Source organism: Pseudomonas paraeruginosa PA7 (genome assembly GCF_000017205.1).
Lineage (GTDB): Bacteria > Pseudomonadota > Gammaproteobacteria > Pseudomonadales > Pseudomonadaceae > Pseudomonas > Pseudomonas paraeruginosa.
In genome coordinates this window covers 2073120-2095942 of record NC_009656.1, presented here as the reverse complement: position 1 = coordinate 2095942, position 22823 = coordinate 2073120, and the positions used below count along the sequence as shown (strand labels likewise).

Here is a 22823-nt window from a genome sequence, read left to right as displayed (position 1 = left end):
GTGTGAGGTGCCGGGCGCTCGCGGCGCCCGTGTCGCTATCGGTTCGGTCAGAAGGAATACTTGACGGTCAGGCCGATGTTGTCGCGGTCGCGGATATTGTTGTTCTGTCCGCCGCCATAGAACTCGGTGTACTGCAGCTCGCCTTCCAGACTGTTCAGGTAGGTGGCCTTGACCCCCAGGGTGTAGGCCTTGCGGCCTTCGATGAAGTTGCCGGTCTGGTAGGAGTTACCTTCGAAATCGTCCTTGTAGACCACGTAGGGCGACACGTTGACCCCGGCGAACACATCGTTCCAGGTGCCGCTGAGCAGCAGGGTGTAGCCGTAGGCGTTGCGGTTCACCTGGTCGCCACGGTCGCCGCCGGAGACATAGGAGCTGTTGCCGCGCCCGGCGTAGTAGCGGGTGCTGCCGTCGTAGGCGGTGTACTTCAGGCTGCTGCCGCGCAGGTGTTCCGAGGCCAGCTCGGCGACGCCGGTCAGCGAGTCGAAGCTCAGCGACGGGCCGAAGTTGTAGATGGTCCCCAGGGAGGTATTGAACGCCTCGACCCGCTCGTAGTTGTGGATCTGCCCGCCGAGGCCGACCATCTGCCCGCCGACGTTGATCTGCCCGCCATTGGCGGCCTGCGCCGCGCCGTGGGCGAGGTCGCCGATCAGGTCGTTGGTGGCGGCGATGCCGATCGGCAGGTTCGGCCGGTAGGCCAGCTCGCCGAACACCGAGGCGTCGCCCACCGTGGTGTTGAAGCTGAAGCCGTACATGCGGATGTCTTCGGCGAACTCGCGGCGCGCGTTGATGTTGCCCATCACGTCGGCGGTCACCAGGCCGCTGGCCAGGGCCTCGGCGAGGTTGCCGGCGATCGGCCGCAGGGTGTTGGCCAACGCCGCCAGGTCGGCGCCGGCGTAGTCGCCGATGTCGGCGTACAGGGTCGGTTCCTTGGAGTGGTAGTTGACGAAGTAGAAGCCGAACTCGGTGCTGTTCAGCTCCTCGGCGATGTAGCGGAAGGCCACGCCGAACTGGCCGTCGTTGCGCGCGTTGATGTCCTTGCCGATGGACGACACCTTCATCACGTTGCCGTAGGCCGGGGTCACGCCATTGGCATAGAGGCCGGTGTTCTTCAGCGCGCCGCTGAGCAGCGGGTTGTTGCCCAGCGCCTGGTACAGGCCGATGACGTTGCCGAAGCCGGGCACCGGGGTGTCCAGCGCGGTGCCGGTGAAGTCGCTGTAGCCGGTGTTGCCGCCGTCGGCGAACAGGTCGGTCTCGGAGAAGAAGGTGCCGACCGGGTCGAGGCGGGTCTCCTTCCAGTTCCACTGGTAGAAGGTTTCCATCGACAGGTTGTCGGTCAGGCCGATGTTGAAGCTCAGCGCCTCCACCGGCATCAGCACTTCCTTGAGCTCGGAGCCGGGCAGGCGGTACTTGGCGGCGTCCACCGGGTTGGTGGTGTTGACCCCGCCGCGGTAGAAGATGCCCTCGCCCCAGTTGAACACCTGGCGGCCGAAGCGCGCGCTCAGCGGCATGTTGCCGATGTCCCAGCTGCCGTAGACGTAGGCGTCGAGGATTTCCGCCTTGTGCCCGGCGATGTCGCGGGTCTGGCTGGTGAAGCGGTCGTCGTGGGGATGGCTCTGGCTGGGCTGCGACGGGGTGTTGTGGCTGTAGTAGTCGTTGCGCTTGTCCATGATCTGGGTGTCATAGAACGCCGTGCCACGGATGAACACGCCATAGTTGCGCCAGGTCGCCTCCAGGTCCGAGGTGATCTTGTAGACCTCGGAAACCAGGCCGGTATCGAAGTTGCGGTTGCCGTCGTTGGTGTTGATGTCGTTGTTGCTCTTGTCCTGGCCCTGCACCCGCCACAGGGTGCCGTAGGACAGGGTGGTATCGAGCGAACCGGACACTTCGTTGTCGAGGAAGCTGAACTCGACGGCCTGGGCCTGGCCGCCCAGCAGCGGCAGCAGCCCGGCGAAGGCGAAGCCGGCCCGGGCCGGCGCGCAGCGCAGCCGGGGCTGGTGGTTGGGGATGTACATCGGGAACTCACTCCATGTGGTCATGCGTTGGGCGCCGCCACTGCGGGCGGTTCGCCGTTCGGCCGTTTCTCTGCGGCCTTGTTATGGGTGATCGCGGCATCACCGGCCTCGCGTCGACGGAAGGGAAGCGCGCGACGAGGCAGTGCAACCGGGATGCCAATACAACGGAATCCTCCAGGCAATTCAATGGATTGCGAAAAAACAGGACTTCCTGCCGGATGACTGTTCATTCACTGACCAGAAAACCGGAGGTGTCCGACAAAACGCGCCAGGCGAAATTCGCCGATGGCGCGAAAAGTCCCTTTGCAGAGCCTGCGCCCGGGGATTCGCGAAAGGCGATTAGGCGGACTCCATCAATGCAAAACAGTGAAGCGATTCCCAGAAGTAACAAAGGGCGTTACCAGCCAGTGGCCAGTAACACCCTCTTCCAGGCGAGGCTGGCGGATCAGGCCAGGCTCTTGCTCACCACTTCGTAGACGTCGCTGGACAATTCGCCGGAGGCCAGGATGCGTTCCAGCTCGCCGCGCATCAGCGCCTGCCGCGCCTGGTCGTACTTGCGCCAGCGGGTCAGCGGCACCAGCAGGCGCGAGGCGATCTGCGGGTTGAGTGCGTTGAGCACGATCACCTGGTCGGCGAGGAAGCGATAGCCGGCGCCGTCCGGACGATGGAAGTTGACCAGGTTCTGGTTGGCGAACGCGCCGATCAGCGCGCGCACCTTGTTCGGGTTCTTCAGGGTGAACGCCGGGTGCTGCATCAGCGCCTGGACCCGCTCCAGCCCACCCGGCAGCGGCGAGCCGGCCTGCACGCTGAACCACTGGTCCATCACCAGCGGGTCGTCCTTGAAGTAGTCGGCGAACATGGCCAGGGCCTTGCCCTTCTCCGCCTCGAAGCCGGAGTTGACCAGCACCGCCAGGGCGGTCAGGCGTTCGGTCATGTTGTCGCAGCCTTCGTACTGCTCCAGGCAGGCGGCGAGGATTTCCTCCCGGCCCGACAGCGACAGGTAGGACAGCGCGATGTTCTGCAGGCTGCGCCGGGCGATGTGCGAGGCCTCGGCGAGGTAGGCGGTGTCGCGGGAAATCGCGCGGTTGGCCTGGTAGCGCTGCCACAGCGGTTCGAACAGCGCTTCGCCGATACGCTGGCGGGCGAATTCGCGGGCGGCATGGATCGCGTCGACATCGGCGACTTCGCTGATCTCGGTGAGATAGGCCTCGCTGGGCAGCGAGAGCATCTCGGCGACCATTGCCTGGTCCAGCGCCTCGTCCGCCAGGAGGGTGCGGTAGGCCTCGATCAGGCGTGGGTCGAGTACCAGTCGCTCGCCGCGCTGGTGCTGGCCGATCAGCTCCTGCAGGACCTGCACCGAAAGCTGCTGGCCGGCTTCCCAGCGGTTGAAGCCGTCGCTGTCGTGCTGCATGAGGAACAGCAACTGGTCGCGGCTGTAGGGGAAGCTCAGTTTCACCGGCGCGGAGAAACCGCGCAGCAGCGATGGCAGCGGTTGCTCCGGCACCTCGACGAAGACGAAGCGCTGCTCGGCCTCGGTCACCGCCAGCACGCGGTTGCCGCCCTGGGCCGCGGCCTCGCCTTCCAGGCGCAGCGGGAGTTCGTTGCCCTGGCCGTCGAGCAGGCCCATCTGCAGCGGGATGACGAAGGGTTCCTTGCTCGGCTGGCCGGGAGTCGGCGGGCAGCTCTGACGCACCGTCAGGGTGTAGCGGCGGGCGGCGGCGTCGTACTCGCCTTCCACCGCCAGGCGCGGAGTGCCGGACTGGCTGTACCAGCGCTTGAACTGGGTCAGGTCGACGCCATTGGCGTCTTCCATGGCCTTGACGAAGTCGTCGCAGGTCACCGCCTGGCCGTCGTGGCGCTGGAAGTACAGGTCCGAGCCCTTGCGGAAGCCCTCAGCGCCGAGCAGGGTGTGGATCATCCGCACCACTTCCGAGCCCTTCTCGTAGACGGTCAGGGTGTAGAAGTTGGAAATCTCGATGAACGAGTCGGGGCGCACCGGATGCGCCATCGGCCCGGCGTCCTCGGCGAACTGGTTGGTGCGCAGGAAGGCCACGTCCTCGACGCGCTTGACCGTGCGCGAGTTCATGTCGGCGGAGAATTCCGAGTCGCGGAACACGGTGAAGCCTTCCTTGAGCGACAGCTGGAACCAGTCGCGGCAGGTCACCCGGTTGCCCGACCAGTTGTGGAAGTACTCGTGCGCCACCACTCCCTCGACCCGCTGGTGGGCGGCGTCGGTGGCGGTCTCGGCGCGGGCCAGGACGCAGCTGGAGTTGAAGATGTTGAGGCCCTTGTTCTCCATCGCGCCCATGTTGAAGTCATTGACCGCGACGATCATGAAGATGTCCAGGTCGTACTCGCGACCGTAGACCTCCTCGTCCCAGCGCATCGACTTCTTCAGGCTGTCCATGGCGTGCTGGACCTTGTCGATGTTCTCCGGCTCGACGTAGATGCGCAGCGCCACGTCGCGCTGGCTCATGGTGCGGAAGCTGTCCTCGACGCACCAGAGGTCGCCGGCGACCAGGGCGAACAGGTAGGCCGGCTTCCTGAACGGGTCTTCCCAGGTCGCCCAGTGCCGGCCGTTGCCCTCGGAACCGCTGGCCACCGGGTTGCCGTTGGAGAGCAGCACCGGGTAGCGCTGCTGTTCGGCGCTGACGGTGGTGGTGAAGCGACTCATCACGTCGGGGCGGTCGAGGTAATAGGTGATCTTGCGGAAACCCTCGGCCTCGCACTGGGTGCAGAACATCTTGCCGGACTTGTACAGGCCTTCCAGCGCGGTGTTGCTTTCCGGATGGATACGCACCGTGCTCCTGAGGACGAACTCGGCCTGTAGCGGTTGCACCCCGAGCTGCTCGTCGTCCAGCTGGTAGTCGCCGGCGCCGAGCGCCTGGCCATCCAGTTCGAGCGCCAGCAGTTCCAGTTGCTGGCCATGCAGCAACAGCGGCGGCAGGCCGGCGCCGCGCTCGGGGTTGCGCCGCAGCTTCAGCTCGGCGTGCACCAGGCTGTGGTCCTCGAACAGTTCGAATTTCAGGTGGGTCTCGTCGATCAGGTAGTCCGGCGCCTGATAGTCCTTGAGGTGGATGACTTTCGGTTGCTCGGTGCGCATGGCTTGTGGCCCTTCTGCTCAGTGATGCACGGCGATCTGGTAGGCCGTGTATTTGCGAATGTTGATCACCCCGGTGTCGAGGATCAGGTACTGGCCCTTGATACCGCGAAGCGTGCCTTCGACGATAGGCGTTTTTTCCAGGTCGAGGCTGGCGATCTTGCTCGGGTAGGCCTCGACCGGGTAGGCGATCTCGAGCGGATCGAGGTCGATGACCGGTTGGATCGCCTGCAGGCCGAAACGTTGCTGCAATTCGCGCAGGCCGTCGGCGCACTGGTCGAACAGTTGCTCGCGGACTGCCGCCAGGTCGACCGGCTCGGCCTCGCCCTTGAGCATGGCCCGCCAGTTGGTGCGGTCGGCGACCTGGCTGCGCAGCAGGTCTTCCACCAGGCCGGACTGCTGGCGGGTGGCCACGCGCAGGATCGGCAGCGCCTGGCGCGCGCCCTGGTCGATCCAGCGGGTGGGAATCTGGCTGGCGCGGGTGATGCCGACCTTCACCCCGGAGGAGTTGGCCAGGTACACCACGTGGTCGGTCATGCAGAACCGCTCGCCCCACTCCGGTTCGCGGCAGGTGCCCTGCTCGTAGTGGCACTTCTCCGGGCTGACGATGCAACTGTCGCACTGCGCCAGCCGGGTGAAGCAGGGATAGCAATAGCCCTGGCTGAAACTCTTCTTCGTCTTGCGCCCGCAATGGGTGCAGAAGATGCTGCCGAGGTACTCCAGGCGCAGCGGCCGGCCGATCAGCGGGTTCACCGCGACTTCGCGGTCGTCGAGGCGGAAGGCGTATTGCACGGGAGCATTGCTTTCCAGGCGCGCCGTCATCTTGCTCAGCGCGCCGCGGGCGATTTCTTCCATCAGTGCACGGAGTCCGACTTGAACAGGATGTTCGGGATCGGCTCGTCGGAATGCGAGGAGCAGTGCTGCGGGCCCATGTAGCCGGTGCGCTCCTCCTCGGGGAGGTTCTGCAGCTCCCAGGCGATCACCGCCTGCAGGCACAGCTCCTTCTGCTCCTGGGTCAGCTTGCGGCCGTCCGGCCACTTGCCGATCTCGATGGCCAGCTTGAGGTTCTGGTAGATCTCGGGGGTGATGTTCTCGATCGCTTGGTTGAAGGACGACATGGCCGGCTCCGCTGAAAAGGCATGCCGAGCATTCTACCGGGCCGTGGCCGCCGGCGCACATCCACGCGGGCACGGCCCCTCGCTCACCGCCTCCGGCGCGCCAGCAGACCGCCGAGCAGCCCGGTGACACAGCCGGCCAGCAACCCGCCGACATGCGCGCCGTTGGCGATGGAGCCGAAGCCGAGCAGGTCGATCACCCCGGACAGGCACACCAGCAGCCAGATCAGCATCATCGCCACGACGCCCCGGGGCAGGCGATAGGCCTGGCCCGGCGCCAGGTACTGGAAGATCCAGCAATGCCCGAGCAGGCCGTAGAGCACTCCGGACAAGCCGCCGAACAGGCTGGCGCCACTCACCGCGTACTGCACCACGTTGGACACCAGGCCGAACAGCAGGGTCAGCCCGAGCAGCATCAGGCGCCCCTGGCGGAATTCGATGCGCCGGCCCAGTTCCCAGAACCACATGGCGTTCATCGCCAGGTGCAGCCAGCCGAAGTGGATCAGCATCGGCGTGAACAGCCGCCACCACTGACCCGCCGCCAGGCTTTCGGCCAGCGGCGTGAACAGCGCGTACTGGCCCTGGATACGGAAGTCCTGGAAGGTCAGCCAGCGCATCGTCGCGAAGTTGTCGCCGAGGTAGGTGACGGCGGCGACGACGAAGGTCAGCAGCAGCACCGCGGCGGTCATCGGGCTCATTCGCAGTTGCCGGACGAACCCCTGCCCCGCCGGTCGCGGCGCGGCCTCCAGGGTTGCCTGCGGATCGCCTTCGGGATAACGCCGGTACAACTCGCGGACCTGCTCGGCGAGCCGCTCGTCGGGCACCCAGAGGACCTGCTGGCCGGATTCCTCGCTGACCCGATGCGGCACGTTCAGGCGCCGCAGCAGGCCGACGAAGCCGGCCAGGTCGACCGAAAGGGGGAACTTCAGAACCTGCACCGCGCTCATTCGTCAGCCTCCGGCCGCTTCACTTCGACCCAGACGAACTTGTTGCGGTCCAGGCGGGTTTCCTCATCCAGGCGGTAGGCCGCGAGCTTGCCGTACATCACCGCGCTGTAGTCCAGGCAGGCCAGGTTCGGCCGGATCGGCGCCGGCGTGCCGCGCCGCCAGTAGTGGCCGACGAACAGCAGCGGCTCGGCGGCGCCATAGGTCAGCAGGCTGGACTTCTGCTCCTCGCTCAGCGGCTCGCGGGCGATCGCTTCGGGCAACGCGTCGGGCTGGAAGACGATATCGCCATAGGTGCGCGGCGCCTCGTCCTCGACCCAGAACTTGGTGCGGAAGAAAGAACGGGTGTAGCCGTCGCTACTGGTCAGGGTGGCGCCGTGCGGCAGGCGCATGTCGGTGCCGCGCAGCAGGCGGTTGCAGGCCAGGTCGGCGAAGCTGCCGGGCTCCGCCGATTCCTGCAGGAAGGCTTCGCTGATGCGGCCGTCGGGGAACTGCCGGCGCAGGGTCTCTACCAGCCCGCCGTCCCAGCAGGCATGGACCATGCGGAAGCGCCCGGCATCGAGGAACAGCGGCAGTTGCTGGAACCAGCCGAGGAAGTCGCGCCAGTCGGCGTCGTGGCCTTCGAACTGCTCGAGGGTTTCCTTGATCAGCCGGGCGTGCCGCGGCGTGTGCTCGCGGACGTACTGGCGACCGCTACCGGGCGCCGCCGGGGTGCTCCAGCCGAGCGCGTTGAATTCGTGGTTGCCCATGATGCACAGCGCCTCGCCGGCATCGACCATCGCGTGCACCCGGTGCAGGGCTTCGCGGATGCGCGGGCCGCGGTCGACGATATCGCCGAGGAACAGCGCCTGCCGCCGAGGATGGCGCCAGACGCCGCCCTGCAGGCGGTAGCCGAGCAGGTCGAGAAGGCGGTCCAGGGTATGCGCGCAGCCGTGGACATCGCCGATCAGGTCATAGCCACGTCCGGGGTCGAGTTGCATCAGTCGCCTCCGCCCAGGCGGCTGCCCCAGCCGAGCTTGGTCCGGCAGATCTCGTAGTAGTTGTGGTCGATGGGGTGGATCAGGCGCAGCTTCTGCGGCTTCTTGCTGATCGTCACGGTGTCGCCGGGAGCGCAGGTGAAATGGTTCTGCCCGTCGCAGGAGACCTGCGGGTAGATCTGCATGTTCGGCGACACGACGATCTTCAGCTCGCTGTTGCCGTCCACCACGATCGGCCGGCTGGAAAGCATGTGCGGGTACATCGGCACGATGACGATGGCGTCCAGCTTCGGATGCATGATCGGCCCGCCGGCGGACAGCGCGTAGGCGGTGGAGCCGGTGGGGGTGGCGACGATCAGGCCGTCGGCCTTCTGGCTGCAGACGAACTGGCCGTCGATGTACAGCTCGAACTCGATCATCCGGGTCGACTTGCCCGGGTGCAGGACCACGTCGTTGAGCGCGTCGCCCTGCCCCATCGAGTCGATGCCGCGACGCACCTGGGCATCGAGGAGGAAGCGGCTCTCGACGATGTACTGGCCGTCGAGCACCTCGCCGACCTTGGCCTCCAGCTCGTCGGGGCGGATGTCGGTGAGGAAGCCCAGGCTGCCGCGGTTGATCCCCAGCACCGGGACCTTGTGCCGGGCCAGCGCGCGGGCCGCGCCGAGCATGCTGCCGTCGCCGCCGACCACCACCACCAGGTCGCAGATCTCGCCCATGATCTTCCGCGAGCAGGTCTGCAGGCCGTGCCCGGGCAGAACCTCGGCGATGGTGTCCTCGAGGATCACGTGCAGGTGGCGGTCGATCAGGAATTTCTTCAGCCGGCGGATGGTATCCAGCACCTGGGTGCTGCCGAGGCGGCCGATGATGCCGATATTGCGAAAGGGTTCCATGGGGTTCCTGCGAAAAGCTGCGGGCGGGATAGCGCGGATTATGGGCGAAAGCCGCGGACAGCGGCAAACCGCGCCCGCGCCGGGATGTCGCCACGGGCGACGCAACCCGGCTACCCTCAGGGTATGACGCTGCTGACCGAACTGCTCGACGAATTGCGCCAACCGGCCGTCCGCGACCTGGCCTGGACCGTGCTCGCCCCACCGCTGCTGCGCGAGACCCCGGCGCCGCAGCGACACCCGCTGAGCGCCAGTCGCTGGCACCAGGAGCCGGAGCGCCTGGCCGCCTGGCTGCGCGAACAGGAGCGACAGCCGCAGCACCTCGCTGCCTGGCTCGCACAGTGGCCACGACAACGCCTGGGCCTGTATTACGAGCATCTCTGGCAGTTCGCCCTGGAACAGGCCCCGGACGTGCGCCTGATCGCCGCCAACCTGCCGGTGCGCGACGGCGGGCATACCCTTGGCGAGCTCGACCTGCTGCTGCGGGACGACGACGGCATCCATCATCTGGAACTGGCGATCAAGCTCTATCTCGGCCCCCAGGCCGGCCCCGGCGACTGGCTCGGGCCCGGCGGCCAGGATCGCCTGTCACGCAAGCTGGAACACCTCTGCCGACACCAGTTGCCACTGGCGGCGACGCGCGAGGGCCGCCAGGTTATGGCCGCCCATGGCGCCGAATCGGCCGCTTCCGCATTGTGGCTGAGCGGCTACCTGTTCCACCCCTGGCCCGGCCCGGGCAGCCTGCCCGCCGAGATCGAGCCAGGGCATCTGCGGGGCCGCTGGCTACGCCAGCGCGACTGGCGGGCGTACCTGGCCAGCCTGGGCGAGCCAGCCGCCGCGCAACGCTGGCTGCACCTGCCACGCGCACACTGGCTGGCGCCGGCCCTGCGGCCGCAGGATCCGCTCGATCCGCCACGCGCCGGCAGCGACTGGGACACAGCGTTCGCCGACGAGCCGCGCCCGCAGATGCTGGTGCGGGTGGTACCGCGTGACGGTCACTGGGTGGAAGCCGAACGGCTGTTCCTGGCCAGCGACGACTGGCCGCCGGGCCTCAGCCTGTGGGGCGCCGCGCGGCAGGCCGCGGACGCCTGATCAGAGCAGTGCCAGCAGACGCTCCTGCAGCGCCCGGCGCCCCTGCAGGCCTCCGGTGTGTAGCGCCACCAGGCGGCTGCCACGAGCCACCTCGCCGCGCTCCACTGCCCCGCGCAGGGCGAGCAGCAGCTTGCCGGTGTACAGCGGTTCCAGGGCGACGCCACTGGCCGTCTCGAAGCCGACGATGAACCGCGCCAGCGCGCCATCGAGGCGGGCGAAGCCGCCGCGGCTGGCGTCCAGCAGGCGATAGCCGGCATCGGCGACGCCCGCTGCGGCGAGAGTCGTCGCCACCTGCGCGGCGACGCCGTGGTCCTCCGGCACCGCCAGGGCGCCCACCACCGGATGCCGCCCGGCCTCGCCAAGCACCAGGCCGGCCAGTGTCGTACCGGTGCCGGCGGCCACCCAGACGGCGTCGTAATCGTCCCAGCCGAGCGTCGGCAACTGGGTCGCTATGCGCTCCACCAGCCCGCTGCAACCACGCGCGCCCAGCAGCCCGCCACCGCCCTCGGCGACCGGCAGCAACCCGGGATAACGCTCCCGCCAGGGCGCCCAGAAACCGCCGGCGTGCCGCTGGCGATAGCCGCCGTAGCCGAGCCAGTGCAGTTCCATGCCGAGACTGCGCAGGTCGCGTACCGTCGGCGTATCGACTTCGTTTCCGCGTACCAGGCCGACGCAGCGGAAGCCGAAACGCGCAGCGGCGCCGGCCAGCGCATGCAGGTGGTTGGAATGGGCGCCGCCGAGGCTGATCAGGCCGTCCAACCCGCGCTCGCGGGCCTGCGCCAGGTACGGGGCGAGCTTGAAACCCTTGTTGCCGGAAATCAGCGGATCGACCTGGTCCAGGCGCAGCAGCGCCAGTTCGACCCCGGCGCGGGCCAGCCAGTCGGTTTCGATGCGTTGCAGGGTGGCGTGCGGGGACCAGTCGGGAAACGGCAAGGGCTCAGCTCACGGTGCGCAGGCGCCCCGTGGTCTTGTGCCGGGCGCAGCAGTTGGTGTCGCCGGCGACGAAGCGCGCCGGGTTGTCGACCCGGTCGAGCGGCAGGTTGCAGCGCTCGCCGCCGGGCAGCAGGGCCTCGCAGCGTGGCTGCTGGAAATGATCCAGCCACTGGCGGTACTGGCTTTCGGAGACGAAGCACTTGGCCGCCGCGTAGGCCAGCGGATTGTCCTGGTAACGCGGGATATCCTGCAAGGGAATGGTCAGGTGCCCGGCGCCGGGGTGGTAGGCGACGAACACCACGCCCTGGCTGGACAGGCGCTCCAGCAGTTGCTCCGGCCCCTGGGCGGCGAGACGGTCGCGTTCGGCGCGCAGTTCGGCCAGCTCCTGCTCCAGTTGCTGGTCCAGTTCGTTGCGGTAGGCCAGTTCCACGTCGCGGATCGAGATCTGCTCCTTGTAGCCTGCAACCGCCGCCGCCACCCGCGTTTCCAGCTCGTCGGCGAATTCCGAGCGCAGCAGATCGGTCTCGCTGCGCCCCTGGGTCTCGATGAAACGCAGTTGCCGGGTCAGTTCCTCGCGGTTGCGCTGGAACTGTTCGCCCTGCTCCACCAGACGCTGCTGCAGCGCGGTGTTTTCCCGCGCCTGGCGCTCCAGGGCCTGCTGCAGGCTGAGCACCTCGCTGCGCAGGATGTCCAGTTGCCCGCGGGCCTCCTGCTCGCGCCTGGACAGTTCCTGCTCGTGCTGGCGAGCCAGCCCGGCAAGGCGCTGCTCCTGCTGCTGGGCCAGGGCGGCAAGCTGCTGGCGCTGCTGCCTGACCAGTTGCGCCAGGCGGGCCAGTTGTTCGTCGTCCGGCTTGCGCGTCTCCGCCGGCGGGGCTTTCGACGCGACGGCGTCGGCGGCATACCACTGCTCTTCGGCAGCCATCTGCAACCGCTGCGGCTCCACCGCGGCCGGCTCGTCGTCCACCAGCAGGCCGAGCTGGTTGCGCCTGAGCGCGTCGCGGATGAGGACGAAATGGTTGCGTCCGGCGCTGCTCTCCGGATCCCACAGGTGCATCTGGTGCCAGGACACCGGACACTGGCTGCGGCAGGCCAGGCGGATCGGCCCGCCGCCCATGTCGGGACCGCGTCCGGCGCGTTCGGCGAGGTTGCGCAGGGGCAGGTTCCAGCCGGTGTCGGCGGCGCCCTGCTCGTCGAAGTCGAGATAGAAGAACACCGCCGCCCGCGCCTGCAGGCGCGGGTTGATCAATACGTAGGCCAGGTGCATCTGCTGGTCGGCATACTCCGGCATGCGCACCAGGCCATCGAGCAACGCCTCGAACTCGGGGTACAGCATCTCCTTGCAGACGCCGCTGTCGTTGAAGAACAGCACGGCTTCCGCCATCTGTGGCTTTTTCTGCATGCTCATCGCTCACCCTCGGACGCCTGGCGAGGCGGCCCGCATCCGGCAGTACCATCTGGCATGTCACCTGAAAAACAGGTGCTATCTCGTTGTTCGGGCAAGTCTAGGGGAAAAAATGTCGCGGGCAATGTGACTGGGTTGGCAGACACCCGGGCGCTACCGGACAGCCCGCCGAGCGGTAGGGGAATTTGTGATGCGTTTGGTTTTTGGGCGGACGGAGATCACCGTGGCAGAGCGCCACCGTTCACCGAATGGGCACGAAGCCCCTGCCCGCGTCGTCGAGCGCGGGCAGGGCGAGGCTCGGAACCTCTTCACATCCAGCGAACGCCAGGAAAACCGGGCGAAAACGGCAGGGAAGCGCAGCTCACAGGCGGCAAACGAGCATTCCGGAGCCGTTTTCGACACGGTTTTTCCGACGCGCGACAGACGGCTGAACGGATGCTCAGAGTTCGGCGGCCAGGCGCGACCCCTGGTTGATGGCGCGCTTGGCATCCAGTTCGGCGGCGACGTCGGCGCCACCGATCAGGTGCACGCTCTGTCCGGCCGCCAGCAGGCCCTCCTGCAGCTCGCGCAGCGGATCCTGGCCGGCGCAGACGATCACGGTATCCACCGGCAGCACCTGCGGCTCGCCGTCGGCGATGCGGATGTGCAGGCCGGCGTCATCGATCCCCAGGTACTCCACCGCGTTGAGCATCTGCACCTGCCTGTTCTTCAGGCCGGCGCGATGGATCCAGCCGGTGGTCTTGCCGAGGCCGTCGCCGACCTTGCTCTTCTTGCGCTGCAGGAGGAATACCTGGCGCGCCGCCGGATGCACCTCGGCCTTGACCCCGGCGATGCCGCCACGGGCCTCCAGGCGGGCATCGATGCCCCACTCCTTCCAGAACGCCTCGCGGTCCAGGCTGGTGGAAGGGCCGGCGTGGGTGACGAACTCGGAGACATCGAAGCCGATGCCGCCGGCGCCGATCACCGCTACCCGGTTGCCCACCGGCTTGCGTTCGAGGATCGCGTCCAGGTAGCCGATCACCTTCGGATGCTCGATGCCGGGGATCGCCGGGGTGCGCGGGACGATGCCGGTGGCGAGGATGATCTCGTCGTAACCACCGGCCACCAGTTCGTCGACCCCGACCCGGGTATTCAGGCGCAGCTCGACCCCGGTGCTCTGCAGCTTGTTGCGGAAATAGCGCAGGGTCTCGTGGAACTCTTCCTTGCCGGGCACCCGCTTGGCCACGTTGAACTGCCCGCCGATCTCGCCGGCGGCGTCGAACAGGCTGACCCGGTGCCCGCGCTCGGCGGCCACGCTGGCGGCGGCCAGGCCGGCCGGACCGGCACCGACCACGGCGATCTTCTTCGCCCGGGCGGTGGGGATGTAGTTCAGCTCGGTCTCGTGGCAGGCGCGCGGGTTGACCAGGCAACTGGTCAGCTTGCCGCCGAAGGTGTGGTCGAGACAGGCCTGGTTGCAGCCGATGCAGGTGTTGATCAGCTCGGCCTGGCCTGCCGCGGCCTTGTTGACGAAATCCGGATCGGCGAGGAACGGCCGGGCCATGGAGACCATGTCGGCGTCGCCCTCGGCCAGCACCCGCTCCGCCACCTCGGGGGTATTGATGCGGTTGGTGGTGATCAGCGGGATGCCGATCTCGCCGCGCAGCTTGGCGGTGACCTTGGTGAAAGCCGCGCGCGGCACCTTGGTGGCGATGGTCGGGATGCGCGCCTCGTGCCAGCCGATGCCGGTGTTGATCAGGGTCGCGCCGGCCTTCTCGATGGCCTTGGCCAGCAGCACGATCTCGTCCCAGCTGCTGCCGCCCTCGACCAGGTCGAGCATCGACAGGCGATAGATGATGATGAAGTTCGGCCCCACCGCCTCGCGCACCCGGCGGACGATCTCCACCGGCAGGCGCATGCGGTTCTCGTAGCTGCCGCCCCAGCGGTCGGTGCGCTGGTTGGTGTGCTGCACGAGGAACTGGTTGATGAAATAGCCTTCCGACCCCATGATCTCGACGCCGTCGTAGCCGGCGACCTGGGCCAGGCTGGCGCAGTTGACGAAATCGGCGATCTGTTTCTCGATGCCCTCCTCGTCCAGTTCCTTCGGCTTGAACGGGTTGATCGGCGCCTGGATCGCGCTCGGCGCCACCTGCTTCGGGCTGTAGGCATAGCGGCCGGCATGCAGGATCTGCATGCAGATCTTGCCGCCCGCCTCGTGTACCGCCTGGGTCACGATCCGGTGCTTCTCCGCCTCTTCCGGCGTGCTCAGCTTGGCCGCGCCGGAATACACGCCGCCCTCCTCGTTCGGGCCGATGCCGCCGGTGACCATCAGGCCGACGCCGCCGCGGGCACGTTCGGCGAAGTACGCCGCCATGCGCTCGAAGCCCTGCGGTTTCTCTTCCAGGCCGGTGTGCATGGAACCCATCAGGGTGCGGTTGCGCAGGGTGGTGAAGCCGAGGTCCAGGGGGGCGAGCAAGTGCGGATAGGGAACGGCGGCGGTCATCGGGGGTCTCCACATCGGGCGAAACGCGTTCACGGATATGCCGCGGCCTCGGGTGCGATGCGCGATACGGGCGGCGGTCGGTATGGCGACGACTCTAAGGAGCGCCAGGGACGCGCTCAATGATCCTAAGTGACAAGTTACTGATCGGAATGCACAGGGACGCTTGGCAAGCCGACGCCACTCCCCTACCCTGTGGGCTGCCTTGGAGACCCGCATGCGCAAGCTGATCTTCCTGATCCTGATCACCCTCTTCGCCGCCTACGCCGGCTGGGCCGAACACCGCCCGGTGGGCCACTACCTGTCCGACCTGCGCAGCCAGGTCAGCGTGGTCCAGGGCCAGCCCGGCGAGCGCGGCAACCTGCTGGCGGTGCAACCGGAGCTGCTCACCCCGGACTATCAGAGCGCCGAGCGATTGCAGCTGAAGTTCCACGCCTACCTGGAAAACGCCCGCCGCCAGGGCCTGCTCAACGCGCGCACGGTGGTGGTGTTTCCCGAGCACGTCGGCACCTGGCTGGTGGCCAGCGGCGAGAAACCCGAGGTCTATGCCGCCGCCGACTGGCGCACGGCGATGGACTGGATGGCCGCCAGCAACCCGTTGAAGGTGGCGCGCGGCTGGATCACCGCGCGCGGCGACGAACGTCTCACCGACACCCTGTTCCGGATGAAGGCGGTGGACATGGCCCATGACTACCAGACCCTGTTCGGCGGACTCGCCCACGAGTTCAAGGTGACCGTGGTGGCCGGTTCCATCGTGCTGCCCGACCCCGAGGTCGAGGATGGCGAGCTGCGCACCGGCACCGGCCAGCTGTACAACGTCAGCCTGACCTTCGGCCCCGACGGCCTCCCCCTCGGCCAGCCGCAACGCAAGGTGTTCCCGACCCGCCACGAGCTGAGCTTCCTCAACAATGGCCGCGGCGAACGCCTGCAGGTGCTGGATACCCCGGCCGGTCGCCTGGGCGTCCTGATCGGCACCGACAGCTGGTACCCGGATACCTACGCCACCCTGGTCGAACGCCAGGTCGAACTGCTGGCGATTCCCGCCGCCCTGAACCAGAGCGGCCGCTGGCAGCAACCCTGGCCCGGCTTCGACGCCGAACTGGTGCCCGGCGACGTGCGCCTGGCGCCGAACAGCCTGAGCAACGCCGAAGCCTGGCAGCGCCTGGCGGTCGGCGAACGCCTGCTCGCCAGCGGCGCCCGTGGCGCCGCCGTGGCCTTCGCCCACAGTCGCCTGTGGAACGCCGTCGAGGACGGCCAGAGCCTGCTCGGCTCGCCCCAGGGCATGCGCCAGGCCAACCCCGGAGGAGGCGCGCAACTGGTCAATCTCTGGCTATGAGCACGCCGCGGGTGCGCCTCGGCGACCTCTCGGTCGGCTTCGTCCAGGCCCTGGCCGATGCCCTGCTCGCCGCCGGCGTCGATCCCGCAGCGCTGCTCGAGCAGTACGGCCTCGACCAGCGGCGCCTGGCCGAACCCGGCGCGCGCCTGTCGATTCCCCGCTACATGCGCCTGGGCCACGCCGCCATCCAGCTCAGCGGCGACCCCGCCCTGGGGCTGCAGATGGGCCGCCTGAGCCGTCTCGGACAGATGGGCCTGGCCGGGGTCAGCGTGGCCCAGGCGCCGAACCTGCGCGCCGCGGCGCGGGCGATGATCCACCTGGAACCGCTCTACGCGCAGAACTACCGCGGTCAGTCGAGCCTGGTGGAAGACGCCGGCGGCGCCTGGTTGCGCTTCTATTCGATCAGCCCCTACAACGCCTACAACCGCTTCGTCGTCGATTCGGTACTGGCCGGCTGGATCAGCCATCTCGGCGCCCTGGCCGGGCAGCCGCTGAAACCCGAACGGGTGGAAATCGAGTATCCGGCGCCGGCCTGGGCCGACCGCTACGAGGCGTTCTTCGGCTGCCCGGTGGCGTTCGGCGCGCCGACCAACCAGTTGCACCTGAGCCAGGCCAGCCTGGCCCTGGGCAATGCAGAGCACTGCCCGAGCACCTGGAACCAGATGCTGGAGATCTGCAATCGCGAACTGGAACAACTGACCCGCACCCGCAGTTGGCGCGAGCGCGTCAGTCGCCTGCTGGGGCCACTGCTCAACGGCCGCGAGCCGGACCTGGAGGAAGTCGCCACGCGCCTCAAGCTGCCGACCTGGACCCTGCGGCGCAAGCTGGCCGAGGAAGGCACGCAGTACCGCAGCATCCTCAACGAGACCCGCCGCGACCTGGCGATGGTCTACATCCGCGAGACCGACCTGGCCTTCGGCGAGATCGCCTACCTGCTCGGCTTCGCCTCGGCGGAAGCCTTCCAGCGCGCCTTCAAGCGCTGGAGCGGGCAGACTCCCGGCGAGTTCCGCCGCGCCCAGCGGCAGAACGCCTGATCACATCTCGGTGGCGTCGTCCGCCGGCTCCGGCAGGTCGTATTCGGCGGCATGCCGTTCCAGCAGCTCTTCCTGGTAGTCGTCCATCGCGGATCACCTCGTTGGTCTGTGCCTTTCAGCTGTAGACGAGAAAGATGACAGCGGGATTACCCCGCGCGGATCGGCGGCGCAAAGCGACCCGGCAGGCGAGGATGGCAGGCATTCGGAACGACAGAAACGAAAGAAGCGGCCATTGGCCGCTTCTTTCGTGGCTCACCCCGCCTTGGCGTGGTGAAGATGTATGGCGCAGCGGACGGGACTCGAACCCGCGACCCCCGGCGTGACAGGCCGGTATTCTAACCGACTGAACTACCGCTGCGCGTCGGCTGGGCAAGATGCCCGGTAAAGCGTCTTCCTCTCGTTGCAGCCAGGCTGCCCGCCTTCTACCGGAAGACGGCGAGTTCGGGGCGATGAACTCGGGAGGGGAAGTGAATGGCGCAGCGGACGGGACTCGAACCCGCGACCCCCGGCGTGACAGGCCGGTATTCTAACCGACTGAACTACCGCTGCGCGTAACCTGCGAGATTGGTGGGTGATGACGGGATCGAACCGCCGACCCTCTGCTTGTAAGGCAGATGCTCTCCCAGCTGAGCTAATCACCCTTCACTCTCGAAGTGGGGCGCATTCTACCGACGGGAAAACCTAAGTCAATGCCCTGATTGAATTTTTTTTGAAATTTCAGCGAACGCCCATGCCACGCCCGCCGCCGGGCCTTGCCGGCCCGGCGATGGGTCACTCATTCGACCCGCAGGCTCAGGCGCGCCGAGACCCGCCCATCGACCTGGCGGTCCAGCCCGGCTTCCGCCACCTGCACGCCCTGTCCGTTCAACTGCTCCAGCCAGGGCAACAGCTTGGCGAAGGGCGCCGGCTGCAGGGCCACCTGAACGGCACCCTCGCCTTCGTTATCGAGCCGCTCGACGCTCAGCCCGGCCTGCGCCGCCGAGGCGGTGACCATGCCCTGCAGCGCCGCCGGGTCGACCTGCGCCTGCGGCGCGGCGGCATCGGCCTGGCGCACGTTGGGCGCCTGCTGCTGGATGTAGGCGTGCAGCGCGCGCTGCTCGGTGAAGTACTGGCGCGCCGACTGCAGGTGGCGCTCCGCCGGACGCCAGAGCGCCAGGTAGAGAATCACCAGCAGGAAGAATGCGCCGAGCCAGGCCAGCGCCAGGCGGTCGCGCGCCGGCAGCGCGCGCCAGCGGATCGCCAGTTGCGAGGTTTCGGCCTGGACCTTGAGGCGTTCGTGGAATTGCGTCATGACCTTCATCTCAACCTCCTATCACCAGGCGCGCGCTGACCGTCGAGCCATCGCGGCTGGCCGAACCCAGTTGCACCGCCAGCCCCGACTCGCTGAGCCGCGAGCGCAGCCGTTCCAGCACGTCGAAGCCGGGCGCGCGCACCTGCAGCGCCACGTCGCCGCGCGCGGCGCTGAAGTCCAGTTGCTCGACGCTGACCGTCGATTCATCGCCGATCACTGTCGCGGCCTGGCCGAGAAGGCCGAGCAACTGGCCCTCGCCGCCGCTGCTGGCACTGTCGGCCAGGTGCTGGTCGAACTGCGCGCGCAGGTTGATCAGTTTGCGGTCCTCCGGGAACAGCTGGCGGTAGAGTTCCGCGCTCTGCGCCGCGTAGCGGTCGCCCTCGCGCTGCAATTGCCAGGCCTGGACCAGGGTGAAGCCCCACTGCAGCACCAGCCACAGCCCGACCAGTCCCAGCGCCGGACGCCAGCGGCGCCACTGGCTGCTCTGCTGGCGCGCGGTGAACTCGGCCTGGGCCAGGTCGGTGCCCGGAGGCTGCTCGCTCAGCCAGACATGCGGATTGCCCGCCAGCGCCTGGACTTCCAGCCCCTCCGGCGGCGCCACGGCCTCCGCGGCGAAGGCCCGCTGCGGCGGCGGACAACTGTCGCGCAACACCGCCCAATCCTCGTTGCCGCAGGACAGCCGCACGGCTCCGCTGCCACCGAGCAGCCAGCGCTCCTCCAGCCAGAACAGGCAGGTACCCTCGCCCGGCAGGCAGTCGGCATCCACATGCAGCGCAGCCGGCGCCTTGCCCTCGCCCTCGGCCAGCGCCAGCCAGGCGGCGAGCCAGGCGCGCTGCACGGCGAACACCCGGTGGCGACCGTCGGCCAGCGCCGGGCCGAGGGCCAGGTGCATCTGCTCGACATCGTCGGCCAGTTGCTCCTCCACCGCGAACGGCAGCGACTGGCGCAGCCAGCGCGCCTTCTGCGTCGGCAGGTTCACCGCGCAGGCGGTCACCGCCTCCACCGGCAGGTACAGCCGCCAGGGCACGCGGATCTCCGCCAGCGCCTGGGCGAACGGCGCGCGCCGGCACTCGCCGTCCTGCACCCACCATACCGGCAGTTCCCCATCGGCCCCCGCCGTACTGGCGGGTGGCAGGAACAGCGCACTCACTCCACTCATCGCTCGTCCTTCTTCCAATCGTCGCCGCCCGTCGACGGAATGGGCGTTCCGCCCTGTCCCATGTCGCGGGCCATCACTCGTATCTTGCCGTCCTTGCCACGCTGCAGGGTACTCACCAGCACCTGCCGGCGGTCGCCCAGGGCGACCTCGCTGATCACCTGGAAGTAGCGGGTGCCGACGGCATAACTAACGTTCCCGGTCTTCGAACCCAACTGGGTCAGATGCTTGGTGAAATCGTCCTTGCTCTGGAAACCTTCCCGACCCCGGGCGTCCACGATGTTTTCCGCCTGCCCCGGATCGATTTCGAACATGGCGGCGATGACCGGCACGCTGGCGGTGTTCACGTTCAGCGGCGCGTCTTCGGGCAGCGCGCTGACGAACGGCAGCAGGCGGCGGTAGTCGGCCTCCGACAGTTTCAGCAGGCGCAGCTCGGACACGTCCTTGAGGCTGCGGTTGGCGGCGCGGTAGGCCGGCGCCTCCAGCAGGTACTGGTTGTCCTCGGCGCCCTGCTCGCCCTGCGGGTTCTGGTCGGCGTCCAGCCAGTCGGCCAGCCGGTCCGGCAGGCCCTTGACGACGTCTTCCTTCATGCCCAGGGTTTCCAGCAGGCGACGGAACTGCTTCACCGAATCCGGCTTGACCTTGCGCTTGCGCACCAACCCGTTGAGGTTGAAGCGCCCGCTGGGATCCTCGATCCGCACCCGCAGCTCGCCGCCATCGTCCAGCTTGAACGGCACCATCGGCCGCGCCCAGGCCTCGCCCAGGTGATCCACCGATTCGCGGGTGTTCTCGCCGCCCTGGCGCAGGTCGCGGCGCAGCACCGCTTCCGCCAGGCGTTCGCCACCCAGCGCGTAGTGCCAGGCCTGGCGCACGTGCAACTGGTTGGCGCTGCTGCGGATCGCCAGTTGCTGGCGGATGATCAGCCCGGCGCAGACGATGGTCACCACCGCCACCACCAGCAGCACCGTGATCAGCGCGACCCCCTTCTGCCTGCGCCTCATTCCGGCGCCCCCGGCATGCCTTCCGGCGGCCGCGGCACCCCGCCCTCGCCGTTCTCGCCATTCTCTCCGTCCGGCTGGCCCTGCGGCTGGTCCTGCTTGAGCGGCGGGTCGAGCAGGCGCCAGAGGCGCACCAGCTTGCCGTAGTGGCGGTGCTCCAGGGTCATCTCCACCGCCAGCGGCAGGCTCTCCAGGCGCTCCTCCTCGCTACCCTCGTCGGTCGGCCAGTGGCTCTGCCAGTTGTGCTCCTTGTCGAGGAAGCGCCAGCTCAGCGCGGTGACCCCGTCGAGCACCTGCTGTACCCGCGGCCTGCTGTCCTGGGCGCGGTCCAGCACCAGCCAGTAGCGGCGTTCGAGGACCTCCCCGGACAGCGACCAGCGCACCCGTTGCAGGCGCGAGCGCGCCTGCCCGAGCGGATTGCGCCAGCCGCCACGGGTGAACTCGATGACCTGGTCGTCCTCACCCTCGCTGAGGAAGGCGCCGCGGTTGTCGCCCAGCTCGTCACGTACCGGACGTTCGAGCGCCTGGGTCAGGTCGCGCTCCAGCACGCCCATCGCCCGCACCAGCTCGCGCATGCGCTGTTCCTGCACACGGGTCGCCTGGTCGGTCTGCATCACGCTGTCGAACATGCGGTAGGTGGCCAGGGCCAGCAGGGCGAAGATGGCGATGGCGATCAGCAGCTCGAGCAGGGTGAAACCCCGCTGTGAACTCATGGCTGGCTCCCGAGGAAGCCCACCAGGCGCGCCGCGGCGCGCTCCTCGAGGTTGCCGCGCTCGCGGCCGAGCGGCTTCGCCGCGACCCAGACGATCACCCGCCGCATCTCCTGCTCGGACGTACTGTCGATCTGGGTACGCCACTCCCAGCGGCGTCCGGCGAACTCCAGTTCGCCCTGGTTGCGTCCGCTGGACGGTGGCGTCTGTTCCAGCTGCAACTCGTTGAGGCGGTTGTCGGCGATCCACATCGCCAGGGTCTTGTCCTCCAGTCGCGAAGCGTTCTGCAGGCTGCGCGCGCTGGCGCTGAGCACGCTGGCCGCGACCATGGCGAAGATCGCCAGGGCCACCAGGACTTCCAGCAGGGTGAATCCACGCACGCGCCTCATCGCCGCGCCACCTCGACCCGCGGCAAGCGGAAACCGTCGCTGCTCAGCGACAGCGCGCGGCCTTCGGGTCCGCGCTCGGCCAGACGCAGGCGGAACGGGCTGAGTTCGCCGCTGGAGAGGATCAGCAATTGCGGCTGGTCGGTGCCTTTCTTCTGTTCCTTCTCGCCCTTGCCGCCGGCCAGCACCAGCGGCTGGCCGTCCAGCTCGAAGGTCAGCTCGGCCCATTCCGGCAGGCGATGGCTGTCGCGCGCCACCGGCAGCCAGCGCGCCTTCGCTTCGTCATAGCGCAGCACCTGGTAGGCGTCGCGCTCCAGGCGCAGGCCGTATTCGCGGTTGTCCAGCACGGCCTCGTCGGTCAGCACGCCGATCAGCCCGGCGAGCCGCTCGGCCTCGCTGTCCAGCTCCCGCGAGGTGCTGGCGAAGCCGGTGCTGAGCACCGCCAGGCCGATCAGCACGCTGATGATGACCATCACCACCATCAGCTCGATGAGGGTGAAGCCGCGCGATTCGCGCATGTCCGCTCAGTTGTCCCAGTTGCCGATGTCGGCGTCGTTGTCGCTGCCGCCTTCCTTGCCGTCGGCACCCAGCGAATACAGGTCGAACGGGCCCTTGGTGCCCGGCGCCAGGTACTGGTAGGGATTGCCCCACGGATCGACCGGCAGCTTCTTCAGGTAGCCGTCCTTGTTCCAGTTCTTCGGCTGCGGGTTGCCGGTGGGCTTCTTCACCAGCGCCTCGAGGCCCTGCTGGGTGCTCGGGTAGGCGAAGTTGTCCAGCTTGTACATGTCCAGCGCGGCGGCGATCGCCTTGATGTCGCCCTTGGCCACGGTGACCTTGGCCTGGTCCGGACGGCTCATCACCTGTGGCACCACCAGGGCGGCGAGGATGCCGAGGATCACCACCACGACCATGATTTCGATCAGGGTGAAGCCCGACTGTTGGCGACGCTGCAATGGGCGGCTCTGATTCACGCG

Annotated in this window: 20 protein-coding genes and 3 tRNA genes; 3 read left to right on the top strand and 20 right to left on the bottom strand. The window is 68.0% G+C overall.

The window, feature by feature from the left end:
- Positions 1-47 precede the first annotated feature (47 nt).
- The 7 genes from PSPA7_RS09835 to PSPA7_RS09805 all read right to left on the bottom strand — a co-directional run bounded on the left by PSPA7_RS09835 (position 48) and on the right by PSPA7_RS09805 (position 9038).
- Positions 48-2012 carry a DUF1302 domain-containing protein gene (locus PSPA7_RS09835; RefSeq protein ID WP_012075086.1) on the bottom strand — a complete coding sequence of 655 codons (1965 nt, stop codon included), beginning with the start codon at positions 2010-2012 and terminating at the stop codon, positions 48-50.
- A gap of 445 nt (positions 2013-2457) precedes the next feature.
- Complete coding sequence (gene pepN, locus PSPA7_RS09830) at positions 2458-5115, bottom strand: aminopeptidase N (protein ID WP_012075084.1); 2658 nt, start codon at positions 5113-5115, stop codon at positions 2458-2460.
- Between the two features lie 18 nt (positions 5116-5133).
- Complete coding sequence (locus tag PSPA7_RS09825; RefSeq protein WP_012075083.1) at positions 5134-5967, bottom strand: DUF2797 domain-containing protein; 834 nt, start codon at positions 5965-5967, stop codon at positions 5134-5136.
- Positions 5967-6230: a YeaC family protein gene (locus PSPA7_RS09820; RefSeq protein ID WP_003104989.1), complete on the bottom strand. Its 264-nt coding sequence runs from the start codon at positions 6228-6230 to the stop codon at positions 5967-5969. Before PSPA7_RS09820 ends, PSPA7_RS09825 begins: the two co-directional genes overlap by 1 nt.
- A gap of 83 nt (positions 6231-6313) precedes the next feature.
- The gene (locus PSPA7_RS09815) at positions 6314-7174 is read right to left on the bottom strand and encodes a rhomboid family intramembrane serine protease (RefSeq protein ID WP_003156846.1); all 861 of its coding nucleotides are present in this window, start codon (positions 7172-7174) and stop codon (positions 6314-6316) included.
- On the bottom strand, positions 7171-8151 hold the full coding sequence (locus PSPA7_RS09810; RefSeq protein ID WP_003156845.1) for a metallophosphoesterase: 981 nt from the start codon (positions 8149-8151) through the stop codon (positions 7171-7173). The genes PSPA7_RS09815 and PSPA7_RS09810 overlap by 4 nt, the downstream gene beginning before the upstream one ends.
- A complete protein-coding gene (locus tag PSPA7_RS09805) occupies positions 8151-9038 on the bottom strand; it encodes an NAD(+) kinase (RefSeq protein ID WP_003091343.1) in 888 nt (295 codons plus the stop codon). Before PSPA7_RS09805 ends, PSPA7_RS09810 begins: the two co-directional genes overlap by 1 nt.
- A gap of 123 nt (positions 9039-9161) precedes the next feature.
- Here PSPA7_RS09805 and PSPA7_RS09800 point away from each other — a divergent pair, with 123 nt between their 5' ends.
- Positions 9162-10127: a DUF1853 family protein gene (locus PSPA7_RS09800; protein ID WP_012075082.1), complete on the top strand. Its 966-nt coding sequence runs from the start codon at positions 9162-9164 to the stop codon at positions 10125-10127.
- Here PSPA7_RS09800 and PSPA7_RS09795 read toward each other — a convergent pair whose 3' ends face one another.
- The 3 genes from PSPA7_RS09795 to PSPA7_RS09785 all read right to left on the bottom strand — a co-directional run bounded on the left by PSPA7_RS09795 (position 10128) and on the right by PSPA7_RS09785 (position 14941).
- The gene (locus tag PSPA7_RS09795) at positions 10128-11027 is read right to left on the bottom strand and encodes a 1-aminocyclopropane-1-carboxylate deaminase/D-cysteine desulfhydrase (protein ID WP_079262232.1); all 900 of its coding nucleotides are present in this window, start codon (positions 11025-11027) and stop codon (positions 10128-10130) included.
- 37 nt (positions 11028-11064) lie between these two features.
- Positions 11065-12465, bottom strand: coding sequence for a coiled-coil domain-containing protein (locus PSPA7_RS09790; protein WP_012075080.1), 1401 nt, complete (start codon positions 12463-12465; stop codon positions 11065-11067).
- Positions 12466-12901: 436 nt separating this feature from the next.
- Entirely contained in the window at positions 12902-14941 is a 2040-nt protein-coding gene (locus tag PSPA7_RS09785; RefSeq protein WP_012075078.1) for an NADPH-dependent 2,4-dienoyl-CoA reductase, read from the bottom strand.
- 214 nt (positions 14942-15155) lie between these two features.
- Between PSPA7_RS09785 and PSPA7_RS09780 the strand changes: the two genes are divergently transcribed.
- The gene (locus PSPA7_RS09780; protein WP_012075076.1) at positions 15156-16274 is read left to right on the top strand and encodes a carbon-nitrogen hydrolase family protein; all 1119 of its coding nucleotides are present in this window, start codon (positions 15156-15158) and stop codon (positions 16272-16274) included.
- On the top strand, positions 16271-17308 hold the full coding sequence (locus PSPA7_RS09775) for an AraC family transcriptional regulator (protein WP_034028133.1): 1038 nt from the start codon (positions 16271-16273) through the stop codon (positions 17306-17308). The genes PSPA7_RS09780 and PSPA7_RS09775 overlap by 4 nt, the downstream gene beginning before the upstream one ends.
- A gap of 281 nt (positions 17309-17589) precedes the next feature.
- Here the strand turns inward: PSPA7_RS09775 and PSPA7_RS09770 are convergent.
- From PSPA7_RS09770 to xcpT, 10 genes are all read right to left on the bottom strand, one after another.
- A tRNA-Asp gene (locus PSPA7_RS09770) sits at positions 17590-17666 on the bottom strand.
- 114 nt (positions 17667-17780) lie between these two features.
- Positions 17781-17857: transfer RNA gene (locus PSPA7_RS09765), tRNA-Asp, on the bottom strand.
- A 16-nt stretch (positions 17858-17873) separates the two neighbouring features.
- Positions 17874-17949, bottom strand: a tRNA-Val gene (locus PSPA7_RS09760).
- A gap of 134 nt (positions 17950-18083) precedes the next feature.
- Positions 18084-18608, bottom strand: a complete 525-nt coding sequence (gene xcpZ / locus PSPA7_RS09755) for a GspM family type II secretion system protein XcpZ (RefSeq protein WP_012075074.1) — start codon at positions 18606-18608, stop codon at positions 18084-18086.
- Position 18609: 1 nt separating this feature from the next.
- On the bottom strand, positions 18610-19758 hold the full coding sequence (xcpY, locus tag PSPA7_RS09750) for a GspL family type II secretion system protein XcpY (protein WP_012075073.1): 1149 nt from the start codon (positions 19756-19758) through the stop codon (positions 18610-18612).
- Complete coding sequence (xcpX, locus tag PSPA7_RS09745) at positions 19755-20756, bottom strand: GspK family T2SS minor pseudopilin variant XcpX (RefSeq protein WP_012075072.1); 1002 nt, start codon at positions 20754-20756, stop codon at positions 19755-19757. The genes xcpY and xcpX overlap by 4 nt, the downstream gene beginning before the upstream one ends.
- On the bottom strand, positions 20753-21466 hold the full coding sequence (gene xcpW, locus PSPA7_RS09740; protein WP_012075071.1) for a GspJ family T2SS minor pseudopilin variant XcpW: 714 nt from the start codon (positions 21464-21466) through the stop codon (positions 20753-20755). Before xcpW ends, xcpX begins: the two co-directional genes overlap by 4 nt.
- Positions 21463-21852 carry a GspI family T2SS minor pseudopilin variant XcpV gene (xcpV, locus tag PSPA7_RS09735; RefSeq protein ID WP_003154139.1) on the bottom strand — a complete coding sequence of 130 codons (390 nt, stop codon included), beginning with the start codon at positions 21850-21852 and terminating at the stop codon, positions 21463-21465. The genes xcpW and xcpV overlap by 4 nt, the downstream gene beginning before the upstream one ends.
- Entirely contained in the window at positions 21849-22367 is a 519-nt protein-coding gene (xcpU, locus tag PSPA7_RS09730; RefSeq protein WP_012075070.1) for a GspH family T2SS minor pseudopilin variant XcpU, read from the bottom strand. Before xcpU ends, xcpV begins: the two co-directional genes overlap by 4 nt.
- Before the next feature lie 6 nt (positions 22368-22373).
- Positions 22374-22820, bottom strand: a complete 447-nt coding sequence (gene xcpT / locus PSPA7_RS09725; protein WP_003119751.1) for a GspG family T2SS major pseudopilin variant XcpT — start codon at positions 22818-22820, stop codon at positions 22374-22376.
- Positions 22821-22823: the final 3 nt, after the last annotated feature.

What these genes read in the sequence shown, in the direction of transcription:
- xcpU (WP_012075070.1), bottom strand. Translation starts at nt 22,367, where the DNA reads ATGCGCGAATCGCGCGGCTTCACCCTCATCGAGCTGATGGTGGTGATG.
- PSPA7_RS09810 (WP_003156845.1), bottom strand. Translation starts at nt 8,151, where the DNA reads ATGCAACTCGACCCCGGACGTGGCTATGACCTGATCGGCGATGTCCAC.
- PSPA7_RS09815 (WP_003156846.1), bottom strand. Translation starts at nt 7,174, where the DNA reads ATGAGCGCGGTGCAGGTTCTGAAGTTCCCCCTTTCGGTCGACCTGGCC.
- xcpW (WP_012075071.1), bottom strand. Translation starts at nt 21,466, where the DNA reads ATGAGTTCACAGCGGGGTTTCACCCTGCTCGAGCTGCTGATCGCCATC.
- xcpV (WP_003154139.1), bottom strand. Translation starts at nt 21,852, where the DNA reads ATGAGGCGCGTGCGTGGATTCACCCTGCTGGAAGTCCTGGTGGCCCTG.
- PSPA7_RS09800 (WP_012075082.1), top strand. Translation starts at nt 9,162, where the DNA reads ATGACGCTGCTGACCGAACTGCTCGACGAATTGCGCCAACCGGCCGTC.
- PSPA7_RS09825 (WP_012075083.1), bottom strand. Translation starts at nt 5,967, where the DNA reads ATGGAAGAAATCGCCCGCGGCGCGCTGAGCAAGATGACGGCGCGCCTG.
- PSPA7_RS09775 (WP_034028133.1), top strand. Translation starts at nt 16,271, where the DNA reads ATGAGCACGCCGCGGGTGCGCCTCGGCGACCTCTCGGTCGGCTTCGTC.
- xcpY (WP_012075073.1), bottom strand. Translation starts at nt 19,758, where the DNA reads ATGAGTGGAGTGAGTGCGCTGTTCCTGCCACCCGCCAGTACGGCGGGG.
- PSPA7_RS09820 (WP_003104989.1), bottom strand. Translation starts at nt 6,230, where the DNA reads ATGTCGTCCTTCAACCAAGCGATCGAGAACATCACCCCCGAGATCTAC.
- pepN (WP_012075084.1), bottom strand. Translation starts at nt 5,115, where the DNA reads ATGCGCACCGAGCAACCGAAAGTCATCCACCTCAAGGACTATCAGGCG.
- PSPA7_RS09805 (WP_003091343.1), bottom strand. Translation starts at nt 9,038, where the DNA reads ATGGAACCCTTTCGCAATATCGGCATCATCGGCCGCCTCGGCAGCACC.
- PSPA7_RS09780 (WP_012075076.1), top strand. Translation starts at nt 15,156, where the DNA reads ATGCGCAAGCTGATCTTCCTGATCCTGATCACCCTCTTCGCCGCCTAC.
- PSPA7_RS09790 (WP_012075080.1), bottom strand. Translation starts at nt 12,465, where the DNA reads ATGAGCATGCAGAAAAAGCCACAGATGGCGGAAGCCGTGCTGTTCTTC.
- PSPA7_RS09785 (WP_012075078.1), bottom strand. Translation starts at nt 14,941, where the DNA reads ATGACCGCCGCCGTTCCCTATCCGCACTTGCTCGCCCCCCTGGACCTC.
- xcpX (WP_012075072.1), bottom strand. Translation starts at nt 20,756, where the DNA reads ATGAGGCGCAGGCAGAAGGGGGTCGCGCTGATCACGGTGCTGCTGGTG.
- PSPA7_RS09835 (WP_012075086.1), bottom strand. Translation starts at nt 2,012, where the DNA reads ATGTACATCCCCAACCACCAGCCCCGGCTGCGCTGCGCGCCGGCCCGG.
- xcpZ (WP_012075074.1), bottom strand. Translation starts at nt 18,608, where the DNA reads ATGAAGGTCATGACGCAATTCCACGAACGCCTCAAGGTCCAGGCCGAA.